10 protein-coding genes and 1 pseudogene are annotated in these 12,255 nt (G+C 68.0%); 7 read left to right on the top strand and 4 right to left on the bottom strand.

Annotated features, from left to right (window positions below):
• Nucleotides 1–45: 45 nt before the first annotated feature.
• The gene (locus EJG53_RS00470; protein ID WP_125042859.1) at nucleotides 46–570 is read right to left on the bottom strand and encodes a hypothetical protein; all 525 of its coding nucleotides are present in this window, start codon (nucleotides 568–570) and stop codon (nucleotides 46–48) included.
• Nucleotides 571–1,078: 508 nt separating this feature from the next.
• Here EJG53_RS00470 and EJG53_RS00465 point away from each other — a divergent pair.
• From EJG53_RS00465 to EJG53_RS00440, 6 genes and pseudogenes are all read left to right on the top strand, one after another.
• Nucleotides 1,079–4,270: an ALF repeat-containing protein gene (locus tag EJG53_RS00465; RefSeq protein ID WP_167515000.1), complete on the top strand. Its 3,192-nt coding sequence runs from the start codon at nucleotides 1,079–1,081 to the stop codon at nucleotides 4,268–4,270.
• 66 nt (nucleotides 4,271–4,336) lie between these two features.
• Nucleotides 4,337–4,735: a hypothetical protein gene (locus EJG53_RS00460; protein WP_125042855.1), complete on the top strand. Its 399-nt coding sequence runs from the start codon at nucleotides 4,337–4,339 to the stop codon at nucleotides 4,733–4,735.
• Nucleotides 4,736–4,949: 214 nt separating this feature from the next.
• On the top strand, nucleotides 4,950–5,723 hold the full coding sequence (locus EJG53_RS00455; RefSeq protein WP_125042853.1) for an SCO4651 family lipoprotein: 774 nt from the start codon (nucleotides 4,950–4,952) through the stop codon (nucleotides 5,721–5,723).
• A 276-nt stretch (nucleotides 5,724–5,999) separates the two neighbouring features.
• The gene (locus EJG53_RS00450; protein ID WP_125042851.1) at nucleotides 6,000–6,665 is read left to right on the top strand and encodes a hypothetical protein; all 666 of its coding nucleotides are present in this window, start codon (nucleotides 6,000–6,002) and stop codon (nucleotides 6,663–6,665) included.
• Nucleotides 6,662–7,210 carry a flavoprotein gene (locus EJG53_RS00445; protein ID WP_244954893.1) on the top strand — a complete coding sequence of 183 codons (549 nt, stop codon included), beginning with the start codon at nucleotides 6,662–6,664 and terminating at the stop codon, nucleotides 7,208–7,210. Before EJG53_RS00450 ends, EJG53_RS00445 begins: the two co-directional genes overlap by 4 nt.
• A 143-nt stretch (nucleotides 7,211–7,353) precedes the next feature.
• Nucleotides 7,354–7,607 (top strand): annotated as a pseudogene (locus tag EJG53_RS00440) (DUF4158 domain-containing protein); the annotation flags it as partial.
• A 327-nt stretch (nucleotides 7,608–7,934) separates the two neighbouring features.
• Here EJG53_RS00440 and EJG53_RS00435 read toward each other — a convergent pair.
• The gene (locus tag EJG53_RS00435) at nucleotides 7,935–8,429 is read right to left on the bottom strand and encodes a hypothetical protein (RefSeq protein WP_125042847.1); all 495 of its coding nucleotides are present in this window, start codon (nucleotides 8,427–8,429) and stop codon (nucleotides 7,935–7,937) included.
• A gap of 358 nt (nucleotides 8,430–8,787) precedes the next feature.
• Between EJG53_RS00435 and EJG53_RS00430 the strand changes: the two genes are divergently transcribed.
• Nucleotides 8,788–9,711, top strand: coding sequence for an endo-beta-N-acetylglucosaminidase H (locus EJG53_RS00430; RefSeq protein WP_125042845.1), 924 nt, complete (start codon nucleotides 8,788–8,790; stop codon nucleotides 9,709–9,711).
• A 929-nt stretch (nucleotides 9,712–10,640) separates the two neighbouring features.
• Here the strand turns inward: EJG53_RS00430 and EJG53_RS00415 are convergent.
• Together EJG53_RS00415 and EJG53_RS00410 are read right to left on the bottom strand one after the other, a co-directional pair.
• Nucleotides 10,641–11,054 (bottom strand): DivIVA domain-containing protein, encoded by a 414-nt coding sequence (locus EJG53_RS00415; protein ID WP_167514999.1) that lies wholly within the window; start codon nucleotides 11,052–11,054, stop codon nucleotides 10,641–10,643.
• A gap of 58 nt (nucleotides 11,055–11,112) precedes the next feature.
• Nucleotides 11,113–12,219: a globin domain-containing protein gene (locus EJG53_RS00410; protein WP_125042841.1), complete on the bottom strand. Its 1,107-nt coding sequence runs from the start codon at nucleotides 12,217–12,219 to the stop codon at nucleotides 11,113–11,115.
• Nucleotides 12,220–12,255 lie beyond the last annotated feature (36 nt).

Below are 12,255 nucleotides of genomic sequence, written 5' to 3'. Positions count from 1 at the left end.
GTGCGATGAGGCGTGAGGCGGCGGGTGGTGGCGCCGGCGGTGGTGTTACCTGGTGGCGAAGATCTCGACCAAGGTGTGCTGCCGGCCCGCGGGGTCAGCGTTCTCGCCGACCCCCCGCATCTCGTTTCGCGGAATGTCGTAGGTCTTCGTGTCCGTTCCGACCGTCATGTTGACCTTGGCCTGGTAGCCGTAGCTCTGTACTCCGCCAACTTTGGGGACTTCCAGTTCGAGGTAGCCGCTGTCCCCGAGCACCCTGAAACAGAAGTCCTCGCGGTCACGGGCGATGAACCTGAGCAGGTTCGGGCTGTTGTGGCAGTCGGCGAGGAGGATGTGCCCGTCACCGCGCTTCAGCTTGAGGCCCTTCTCCTTGAGGATCTTCTCGGCTCCGGGATAGGAGAAGTCCTCGACGGCTGACGGCTGCTCGGCGGAGGGGGCGGAGGTCCGGGTCGGGCGGGAGCCTGTGTTCTGGTCATGGTCGGCGGCATCGGCCACCCCGCTCAGCAGGAGGGCGCCGGCAGCGAGTGCGCCGGCAGCAAGGCCGATGACCGACAGGCGCTGGGATATTCGCATCGATGACTCGCATCCAGGTCGGTGAAGCACTTAAGAGGGCCGGAAGGCCCTACCTGAGTATGTTTATCACTGAACATCATATATGGCAGCTAGTCAGGTGATTTGCTACTGATGCGTGTTCTAGTGGTATAAGCACCCTACGCCGCTCTGCATACCATTTGCCCCGACTGAGGGGCGCAACTTGCCGTAGAGGCCCGGCAGATGGCACAGGGGACGCCGCCACTTAAGGCTGCCTTGGCGTGAAACATCCGACTTGCCCAACCTGGATCGGCCGCGATCATGCATGAGGCATACGAGCTTTCATGCGCCCTGCGGGGTCGAGTGCAAGCAAGGAGTGGTTGGCATGAAAGCCTCAAATACACCATGGCGGATGCGGCGGCCAAGAGCGCGGGGCATCGCTCTGGCCGCCCTGTCCACGGCTGCGGTGATGCTCGGAACGTCCGTGGCCGCGGCGCTCCCGGCGCAGCCCGGGGAAGCGGCACCTGCTACCGATGGCCGCGCTCAGGCAGTGACAGCGTGGAAGGTGGGCGGCGCGGCGACCAAGCGTGCGGCCGCCAAGGCGCTGACCGGCTCGGACGCCGACATGAGCGAGTTCCTGGGCGGAGCGCTGCGCCGGGCCGAGGTGGAGGACGCCCGGTTCGCCATTCTCAAGACGATGGCGGACGCCGGCAAGGGAGTCGCCGAAGCTGCCAATAAGGTCATATCCGGCTCCGACGAGGAGATACTCGCCTTCGTCAAGGACGGCTACCAGAAGCCGCTCCAGGACGACCGGCGGTTCGCGGTTCTGCGCGCCATGAACGCAGGTGGCAAGGCCGTCAACCGTGAGGGCCAGCGGGCCCTGGAGGACGGCAGACCCGAGGTTCTGGACAAGTTCCTGCAGGAGGGCCTGGGCAAGGCCGTCCATGAGGACAACCGGTTCGAGATCCTCAGGCTCGTCAACTCCGCCGGCCCCGCTGTGAAGCAGGCCGCCACGCGCGCGATGAACGGGGATGCGGAAGACGTCGCCGAGTTCCTGGAACACGGCTTGGAAGTGGCCCAGGCACGCGACCAGGAGTCGATGACGGTCTCGCAACTTGCCCAAGTGGCCACCGAGGCCGGCAAGAAGGCCAAGGTACAGACCGACGCGGCGCTGGAGGCTGCCAAGGTAGCGGACAAGGCTGCGGAGAACGCCAAGAAGGCCGCCGAGGTAGCGGCGCGGGAGACCGAGAAGGCCAAGACGAACGCGGACCAGGCCGGCCGGTTCGCCACCCAGGCTGCCCAGGCCGCGGAGGGTGCAGCAGCAGCGGCCCGCACCGCCATCCGCGCCTCCAACAACGCGGTCGTCGCAGCCCGTACGGCGGCCCGTGCCGCGTCCAACGCGGCCTCCGCCGCCGCGGCCGCGAGCCAGGCCGCATCCCGCGCCTACCGCGCGGCGAACGCCGCCGTATCGGACGCGGGACAGGCCAAGGCGGCCCGCCAGGCCGCCCAGCAGGCCCGGGACGCGGCAGCAGGCGCCCGTAGCGCCGCGGCCGCGGCCGACCAGGCCGCGAACGCCTCCGCGGCCGCCGGCCAGTCCGGCGCCGCAGCGGCCAGCGCCGCCCGCAACGCGGCCGCAGCGGCCGAAGCCGCCGCGCAGTCGAGTGCCAGCGCCGGCATCGCCCAGACCGAAGCGGCCCACGCCAGACGGGCGGCAGCCACAGCCCGCGCCGAGGCCAACCGCGCCACCAACGCCGCCAACAGTGCGGTCTCCCTGGCCAACCAGGCAGCCAAGGCGGCCCGCCAGACCCGCGCCGCAGCCAATGCCGCGGCGGAGCACGCGGAGGCGGCGGCCAAGGCCGCCGACAAAGCCGCAGACGAGGCAGGCAAGGCACAGAACGCGGCCGACAAATCCAAGGCCCACGCCGCCGCCGCGCTGGATGCCGCCAAGACGGCGGCCGATGCGACCGAGCGGGCCACCGAGATCTACAACGTCGCCCGCGAAGCCGAGAAGAAGATGCTGGAGGCCGACCTCGCCGCATCGCTCGAGCAGGCACGCAGCGCCAAAGCCTTCGAAGACGAACTCAAACCGGAGCTGGCCAAGCAGCAGACGCAGGCCGCCCAGACAGATGAGCAGACCAAGAAGCTGCTCTCCGAGGCCGGCGAGAAGCTCGGCAACGACGACCAGGGCGCCCTGAAGGTAGCGCGCCAGGCGGCCGTCAACCTGCTGGCGAGCCACGGCACCTGGACCCGCACCGCGGCCGAGGACGCCCTGTCAGGCACCGACGAGGACATCAAAGCCTGGATCAAGCAGGACCGGGCCGACGCCGAGCACCAGGACGACCGGGAGAAGGCCGTCTACTACAGCCGGATCGGCACACCTAAGACGGCGGCAGCGGCTGAGGCCGCACTCGCCAAGGGCCCCGAAGCGGTACAGGAATTCCTCACCAAGGGGGCTTTCGAGGGGCAGAAGGAGGAATACCGCTTCCAGATCCTTAAGATCATCAACGAGGCGGGCAAGGGCGTCAAGGACGCCGCGACCAAGGCGATGAACGACGGCTCCACCGAGGCGCTGCGCTCCTTCCTCACCGAGGGCTACGCCAAGGCGCGGGCCGAGGACGACCGTTTCCAGGCGCTGCGGCAGTTGGAGCAGGGCGGCCCGATGATGAAGGCCGCCGCGAAGGTCGCCCTCGAGGGCACCGACTCCATGCGCCGGGTCTTCGTCGAGCGTGCCCAGTACCGCGCCGCCCAGGCGGACCAGGACGCGGCGGCCCACACCGCGGCGATCCAGGCCCAGATCAGCGTCGCGGCCAAGGCCACGTCCCTGGCGTACGAGAACGCCCAGACCGCCTTCGAGGCCGCGGCCCGCGCCCAGGGCAAGGCCGACGAGGCCAAGAAGTACGCCGCTCAGGCCCAGGCCAAGGCGAAGGAGGCCCAGGGCCACGCCAGCCGGGCGCAGGAATTCGCCAGCCAGGCAGACAAGTCGGCCGCCTCCGCGGCCGCCTCCGCCAAGACGGCCAAGGCCGCGGCCGCCAAGGCGCAGGTCGCCTCCCGCCAGGCCAACTACTCGGCCACCCAGGCCACCGCTTCCGCACAGCAGGCAGTGGCCTCCGCAGCCGGCGCTCAGGCCTCGGCCGGCCGTGCCAAGGCAGCCGCCCTCGAGGCCGGCAAGGACGCCGCGGCCGCGCGTGCGGCCGCCAGCGAGGCCAAGCAGATCGCCCAGAACAAGCGCGAGGCCGAGCAGCGCGCGGCCGCAGAAGCCGCACGCAAGAAGGCCGAGGAAGCCGCGAAGCAGAACCAGCGGCCCGAGAACGACGCCAAGAACGACAAAGCCGAACTGCCCGTCGACAAGGACGGCAGCGGCGACTGCCCGCCTGGTAAACAGGACTGGTGCGACGGCGCCGAGTTCCTGAGCAACGTCAGCACCTGGACCGGCTGGCTCGCGGCGGGAGCAAACCTGATCCCGGCCCCGGGCCTCGCACAGAGCGCCAGCTTCGTCTTGGGCGGCGTGTCCCTCGCGACAAGTATCGCCAGCACGATCTACACCGGCGTTGCTTATGATGTCGATAGCAAGCAATTTTGGAACGCCGTGGCCGGTACCACCGTCGGCTATGTCGGTGGCAAGTTCAAGGACGCCGTTTCGGCAGGAGCCGGTCTAGTGCCGTCGGTGGGCACGAGGGCCAAGCAGGCCCTCGGAGACGCCGTCGGCTCGATCTATTCGGGCATCACCGAATTGTTCGGCTGACTGCCCCTCTGCATATCTGAGCTGTGGGGCCCGCTCGCGAGCCCCACAGCGGTAAGGGAGAAAATCTTGTATGCCCCGCACTTCTCCGAAAACGTCTGGTGGGTCATCGCTATCGTTCTGACGGTCCTCTTTCTCGCCGTCTGGCTGCCCATGTTGCCAACACCCGGCTCGAGGTATCAGGTTGCTGCAATTCCCCTCGTCGGGGTCGTTTTTCTGATGTCAATGGGGAAGTTGCGGGGGCATGACATCGAACAGCTCCTCTCCATGTATTCTACCGGGCTGTTGGCATTTACCATCGGCGTCATAGGGCGCCGTGCGGACCTGCGGATAGCGGTCAAGCAAGGTGAGGACCCGATGGGCACACCGGGCAGCAAAGCGGGGCCGGCAAACAAAAGATTGACAGTGCAGATGTCGGTCGGAATTATTGTGGCGTTTACCCTGTGGGCGTGGCTCAATTGGGGTTAGGTTCGTGCTGCATCGCGAGGCTCTCTGCGAACTCCAGTCGCGTCGCCTTCCGCGAGAAGGTGTCACGAAGGGTGCTCTGGCCAGCGTGAGATCAGACCGGGCGTCTCCGAAAAAGCATTTCGAACTCCTGGAGGAAAAAGTGTTTAACTCCCGTATATGGCTGACCCCTTCACGACGCTGGGGCGTGGGGGTGCTATTCGCAGGAGCAGCGTTGATGGTGGTGACGGGTTGCGGCTCGGACTCCTCCGGCGCCACGGGTAGCAAGGGCGCTTCACCCGAGGACACGGCCAAGGCCGTCAAGGCGGTGGCCGACACCAGCGCGAAGATCACGACGATGTCGTACACGATGAGCGGTCGAATGCCCGGTGTCGAACATCTGGCGCTGGACGGCACTCAGGATCTCAAGGCCCAGACCATGGAAATGACCATGAAGTCGGCAAAGGCACCGGGCCGGCAGATGGTGTTGCGCATGGTCGACGGGGCCGTCTATGTCGACGCCGGCCAAGCGCGGGCCGCGGGGGGTAAGCGGTGGCTGAAGATGGACATGAAACAACTGGCCAAGACCACCGGACAGAGCGCCAACCCCTTCACCGCGGCTGGACCGTCCTCCCAGCAGCAAAACCCGGCCGCTCAGGCCGCCTTGCTGTCCCGCACCAAGAGCGTGAAGAAACTGGGAACCGAAACCGTCAACGGAACAAGGACGACCCACTACCAGGGCACCTTCGACATCAACGCCCTCGAGGCCGCGCGGTTGAACGAACAGCAGACCAAGGCCCTGGAGAAGTTCAAAGCCATGAAGGTCAGCAAGATCACCATGGACCTGTGGGCCACCTCCGACCACCAGCTCGTCAAGTTCCGTCAGCAGGCCACCACCGCCCAGGGGCCACTGGACCTCACCACCACGGTCAAGAACATCAACGCCCCCGTGCACATCCAGGCCCCGCCCGCCGATCAGACCCAATACCTCGCCCAGGCTTCACGCTCATAGTCCATGCACGTGGTGAGGGGCCCTGGGGTGGCCACGCGGCCACCCCAGGGCCCCTCACCGCGCTATGCGAAACAACACCTGCGACTGCACCGCACGTTGGTCTCAGCCCTCGGTGAAGGCTCACATCACAACATCCAAGGTGGGCTGCGGTGGCGTCCTTTGACGGGAAGCAACACCTTGTCTCTCTGTGATCCCTTACTGATCTTTTTCGTGTATTCGGTGGGTGTGGTGGATGGCTGGTCAGGCCGGTGTGGGTGAGGAAGGACCACAGATCCCGTGATGATGGGGCTCGCCGAGTGCCACCTCTCGGTTGCGATGACCCACCACGGCCAGGCCCCAGCCGCTACTGCCTTCGCTGTCGCTGCTGCGGGCCGCCTTGCGTCCGGTCTGGCGGCAGCCGGTCCGGACGGCCTGGCGGTCCTCGGGACGCTTTACCTCAAGGCCGCCATGGCCCAGGCCGGCGCCGCTCGGTGCGCGCCTGATATTCGCGCCGCAACGGCCGTACCCGTCCATCTGGACCAGGCCGACGACTACGCTGCCGAGCTCGGCGACGACGACGGGGCGCCGGCCCCGTTCGGCGCGCGGAGGTGGACCTCCTTCGGCGCCACAAACGTTGGCCTGTATCGCGTGGCGGCATCCGTGCAGCTCTCGGAAGGCGAGGACGCCGTCACGGTGGCCGCGGAGATTCGCGCCGCCGCTCGTACGGCCCTGCCGCGCGAACGGCGTGCTCACCACCTCGTCGACCTTGCCCGCGCCTATCAGCAGGTAGGCCGCCGTGAGACGGCCGTCGACACTCTCCTCGAAGCTGAGCGGGAGGCCAAGGAGGAAGTTCTCTGCCGGCCGCGGGCCAAACAACTAGTCGATGATCTGCGCATCTTGGGGGTGGATGGCGCCGAGAGGCGCTTGCAGGCTCTTGCGACCCGATGTGGACTGGCCGAGTGAACCGCCGAACTCTGTATCTGGTCGCCTGCGCGGCGCCGCCCGTTCGCCATGTCTCCGTTGGCATCTGCGCGGCCCAGGCAGCGGGCTGGGACGTCTGCCTCATCCTGACCCCGGCCGCGTACCGGTGGGCCGTCGAGGACGCTGAGGGGGAGATCGAAAAGTTGCGCGAGCTCACAGGCCACCCGGTGCGTCACTCCTTCGAACTTCCCTCGCAGCCGGACGAACTGCCCGCGCCGGACGCCATCCTCGTCGCGCCCGCCACCTTCAACACGTTGAACAAGTGGGCGGCGGGTACTGCGGACACTCTCGCCCTGGGCCTGATCACCGAGGCCATCGGACTGGGAAAGCCGATCGTCGCTCTCCCCGGCTTCAACACCGCACAGGCCCGCCACCCCGCATTCGAGCGGAACATCGAAACCCTGCGCGAGGCAGGCGTGAACGTGTTGCTCGGCGAGGGCAAGTACGTACCGCGCCCGCCGAGGCAGGGCTGGCCCCACGAGTTTCCATGGCAGATCGCCCTCGACGCCCTGCCGACAGGCGAGTAGACCGGCCTCGGTACTCGGTACAGCGGTTGTCGGCGAGAACGACCATGATCGTCTAGCACAGTATTCCACTTGGCCGCTGGAGCTCGGTGAAACGCCTCCGGGCCTGCTCCGGAACCGGCTGCGGTCCGGCTCGTGCGGGTGGAATCCTGAGTGATGAGCAGGCTGAGGCGTACGGGACGTCCGCCGAGGAGCCGACGAGGCCCGAGCTGAAGTGGTTCTTCTTCCCGGACGATGTGGACCGGCGCCTGATCGCCCTGCGGCGGACGGAGCATCACCAGCTCGGGTCCGCGTTCCAGATGTGCCCGGTGCGGTGCGTCGGCCTGTTCTTGGAGGACACGCACATGGCGCCGTGACCGGTGGTCGACACCTGGCCGCGCGGCTCGGCACCGAGGACGCGTAGGTGGGCAAGCGGTACACCGAGCGGCAGCAGGAGGCAGGATGCTGGACCTGCCGGCGCCCGAGGAGGGCCAGGTGGTGATGACCGCGATGCGCCCCTGGCCGGCTCGGACGTCCAGGCCCGCCAGGCGCCGACGAGGGTTGCGTGGCGCTACGGGACCGGACGTCAGTGGGCTGTGGCCAGCCTGCGATGTCGGACGAACCACTGTCTGCGGGGTGCGGATCGTCGCCGTGGGCGGGTCAAGGCTCAGCCGGCCGTTGCGGCCCGCTTCGGGGCACGGTGGGCAAAAACCTTCTCCGGGGGCCGCCGGGGAGCCTGGGCTGGGCGTTACCGCTGCTCGGCGCGGCGGCGCAGGATCGCGTCGAAGATGTCTTGGTCGACATAGCCCTGGACCAGCGCGTTGTGCACCTCCTCGAAGGTACCCGGCGCCGCCGGCATGGCCCGGTCGTCGGGCAGTGTTTCGGTGAACGCGCCGGTCGGGGTGTAGGGCCAGGTGGCCAGGGCCTCGATCAGAGTGTCCCGGTCGAGCTCGCCGGCGGCGTAGCGCATGGCGATGTGCAGCGGGCTGCGGCCGGCGCGCCCTTCCACGGGGGGCGAAAGCGCCCGGGCCTTGGCGACCAGGGCGCCGACGGCGACATGGGAGATGCCCAGCTTCGCGCCGATGGCGCGATGGGAGGCGCCGGCGTCGGCCGCGGCCATGGCCGCCCAGGCGGTGCGCTCGTGGGCGAGTGTTGCCCGGGCTTTGTTGCTGATGCGCACCGCCAGTTCGGCGTTGCGGGCCCGGCCGACCGCTTCGAGGGCCTGCTCTGGGACCGGAGTCATGGCACTACCTCCTTGGTAACCTTTACTTACCATGGCCGGTAAGTAAAGGTTACCGCGCCGGGTCCGGGAGGCGAAGGCGCCGCTTCCCTTCTTCTGCTGCATGACCGCGCAATGGTCAGCTTGGAGCGACACACCTGGTGGACTCGGTGCGGCCGTCGGCGCCCTGTCCGCGACCGAAGGCGCGTCGGTCCTGTCGGCCCGGTGCGGCAACTAGCGCGCCGTCGTTGACACCGCGGGCGTTCACACGTCTGCGGACCCCTTCCGAAACGTCCGGGGCGGGGTGTAGAACACGCAGGATCCGTCCGGCGCTGTCGAGCAGGTCGGGCGCCGGGTCCTACGACGGGAGAGGCGATCACCCATGTTGCATCTGTTACGGCGCAGAGGGCGGACGGCCGCGCTCGCGCTCTCGGCCATCGCGGCCCTCGCCTTCGGCGTGACCGCCCCGGCCGGCGCGGTGGCGGCCCCCGCTTCCGCTCCCGAGAAGCGGGGGCCGGTCTCGGTGGCCTACGTCGAGGTGAACGACCACAGCATGCTCAACGTAGGCAAGTACACCCTCGCCAACGGCGGCGGCAACGCCTTCGACGTCGCCGTGATCTTCGCAGCGAACATCAACTACAACACGGACACGAAGACGGCATATCTGCACTTCAATCCGAACGTGCAGCGCGTGCTTGACAACGTTGCCACCGAGGTGCGGCCGTTGCAGCGCAAAGGCATCAAGGTCGTCCTCTCGGTGCTCGGCAACCACCAGGGCGCCGGCTTCGCCAACTTCCCGTCACAGCAGGCAGCGTCGGCGTTCGCGAAACAACTGTCGGACACCGTGACCGAGTACGGCCTGGACGGCATCGACTTCGACGACGAGTACGCCAAGTACGGCACCAACGGCACCGGCGGGCCCAACAGCAGCTCGTTCGTGCACTTGGTCACGGCGCTCCGCACGAACCTGCCAGACAAGATCATCAGCCTCTACAACATCGGTCCGTCCGCCTCCCGCCTCTCCTACGGTGGCGTCGACGTCTCCTCCAAGTTCGACTACGCCTGGAACCCGTACTACGGCACCTGGCAGGCCCCCCGCATCGCCCTGCCCAAGTCGAAGCTCTCACCGGCGGCTGTCGAGATCGGCCGGACCTCGCAGAGCACGTCCGCCGGCCTCGCTCGCCGCACCGTCCGCGAAGGGTACGGCGTATACCTCACGTACAACCTCGACGGCACCGACCGCAGCGCCGAGGTCTCGGCCTTCACCAGGGAGTTGTACGGCAGTGACGCCGTATACACGCCGTAAGGCGACCGCACGCCTCGGCGTACGGTGCCCTCTCGGGGCCCACCGCACCCAATAGAGGTACGCTCGCGCAGGCCGCGTCTTGACAACGATGTCGGGGCGCGGTCGTACCGAGGTGAGCGCACGGCTGTTCGTGATGCCAACGCCCCGGAACCGGTCGGCGCAGTCCCGTCATTTCGCCCGGCACCGCGCCAGCACCGGGCTTCGCCGACGCTGTCCCGGACGACTCGGCTCCGGTGGCCGCGTCCACCGGCCCGGCGAAGAGTGGGAGACGGCAGGCGACGACTACCGTCGCGCACCGGCAGGTGCTGTTTCTCGGATCGTGTGCGGAGCCAGATGATGAGGGCACCGGTTGTACCGCGACGTGTAAACCTTGTCGGCCAGGACATGGTCAGGCCGGGAGCGCGGCCGCCCGGCTCCGATGGCCGCAGAACAGCAAGCACCGGAAGAGACGTACGCGCGCCCCGCTGTGAAGTCGCTGATCTCTGGGCTGCTGGTCTCCGGGCGCACCACGCCGGAACTACGTGGTCTCGCCGCACGCGCAGGGGTCCTGGCCTGACCGACAAGAAGCTGGGACACCCACCGGCACTTGGTCGACCCACTCAACGCCTGCAACAAGCCCACACATGGAATTAAACGATCGGCGGGCGCCCCAGGCGGGGCATGCGCCACACGGTCCGCCAGTGCATCAGTTTGTGGGGCCTGCACGGAGTGTGCACACCTTCGGTGGCCTACCGAACCACGCCCGCAGCCCGCCCACCGACCGGTTCCGCGCCAGGTTCAGGCTGTCCACACGCCCAGATACGCGGGGACAAGAGGGGTACGCACCGGTCAGGCCACTTTGGGGTGGCGGGCGCCGCTAGGGAGGAGGCGGGGCGTTTGGTGTCGTACTGGTCCGTGGTGCCGGTCAGCGACTGTGCGATCTGGCGCAGCTATGAGAAGAGGCGCTGGATCTCCTCTTGGTCGTGTTCGGGCGACTGGGCGGTCTGTACCCACCTCTGCTGAAGGATCGCCTCGGCCTGTGCCCTGGCGGCTTGCAACATGTTGCGGGCCTGTTCCCGGGCCGCGGTGATGGTCTGCTCGGCCGACTGCTGAGCGCGAGCTTGCTGCAGCACGGCGTCCACGGGCGGCACCCCGGTGAGGCTGCTGCCGTCACCGATGTTGTTCGCCCGGATCCAGTCCCGGTGACGCTGCATGTCCGCCCGCAGCCGGTCGTTCTCCTTCGTGAGCGCGGTCAGTGCCTGGGCGCAGCGCCGAAGCGCGTCGTGCACCGCCTCTTCACCGTAGCCACGACGGATCAGGGGCGCGCGGGGGAAGGTCATCGATCGCAGAGCCTCAGGCGTCACCCAGCGCTCCCGGGACACCTGTGGCTGGTCAGCTCCTGTCTCGTTCACTTGTCTCCGATCACCGAGCGTCTTCGAAGTGCAGCAGGTTGTCGGGGATTCCTGCGTCCGCCAGATCACGCACGGTGGCGGAGACCATGGCCGACGAACCGCAGATGTAGAAGGAGCGTTCATCCCCCGCGCCGGAGTGCAGGACCGGGCCGGCGAGGCTTCGGTTGTCGAAGGCGCCGGCATGGGCGCCGACCAACGGAGTGACACGAAGCCACGGATGAACCTGGGCCAGTTGCCTGAGCGCGGACAGGTCGTACAGACCGTGTTTGTCGCGTGCTGCGACGAACAGGTCCACACGGCGGTACGGTCCATGCTGCGCGATCTCCTCGACCAGCGCCCGCAGAGGGGCCAGGCCGGTGCCGCCGGCGATCAGCACCAGGTCCCGGCCCTGGGACGCCCGCAGTGTGAGCCGGTTTCCGACCGGAGCGCCCAGGCGCAGCACCTCACCCTTGCGCAGCCCGTACACCAGGGCGGGGCTGAGCAGGCCACCGTCGACGGCACGCACATGGAACTCGATGGTCCCCTCGGCGCGCTGCGCGTTGGCCGGGGTGTAGGGCCGCCAGGTGCTGGGCAGCATCGGGGCTTCCACCATCACGGACTGCCCGGCCTGGTATGCCATCGGCTTGTCCGGACGCAGCGTCAGTACCGCCAGATCGGGCCCGCGTTGCTCGTGCCGCACCACCTGCGCGTTCCACCAGGCCGGATTCACCGCGCTGTCCTCTTCGGCGGCCTGGGTCATGGTGCGGGCCACCAGGGCGTACGCCTCGGTCCAGCCACGCTGGAGTTCCGGGGTCCAGGCGTCGCCCAGGAAGTAGGCCAGCGTGGCCAGCAGCGCCTGTCCCGCCGCCTCGTAGTGCTGGGCGACCACCTGGAACTTGCGGTGGTCGCGGCCCAGTTGCTGCAGGAAGGGAATGAGCTGGTCCGGGTCGTCCGCCTCCGCGACGATCCGCCCGAGTGCGGTGACGAACCGGTCGCGCTGGGCCCCCATGGCCACCGGAAACATCGGTCGGACCTCCGGCGCGATGAGAAACAGGTAGGAGTAGAAGTACTGCGAAACCTCGTCCCCCGCCTCGCAGACGATGGCGAAGGAATCTTTCAGCGCCTGGGGATCGCTCACGTCCGCCCTCCAGTGACTGACAAAGGGTGACCTCCC

The organism is Streptomyces chrestomyceticus JCM 4735, from assembly GCF_003865135.1.
Classification (GTDB): domain Bacteria; phylum Actinomycetota; class Actinomycetes; order Streptomycetales; family Streptomycetaceae; genus Streptomyces; species Streptomyces chrestomyceticus.
Note: the sequence above shows the minus strand (reverse complement) of the source record. Positions and strands in the feature narration are given on the sequence as shown.

Bases quoted from the DNA above. Each gene is read 5' to 3' on its own strand.
- EJG53_RS00435 (WP_125042847.1), bottom strand. From the start codon at position 8,429: ATGACTCCGGTCCCAGAGCAGGCCCTCGAAGCGGTCGGCCGGGCCCGC.
- EJG53_RS00455 (WP_125042853.1), top strand. From the start codon at position 4,950: ATGGTGGTGACGGGTTGCGGCTCGGACTCCTCCGGCGCCACGGGTAGC.
- EJG53_RS00430 (WP_125042845.1), top strand. From the start codon at position 8,788: ATGTTGCATCTGTTACGGCGCAGAGGGCGGACGGCCGCGCTCGCGCTC.
- EJG53_RS00470 (WP_125042859.1), bottom strand. From the start codon at position 570: ATGCGAATATCCCAGCGCCTGTCGGTCATCGGCCTTGCTGCCGGCGCA.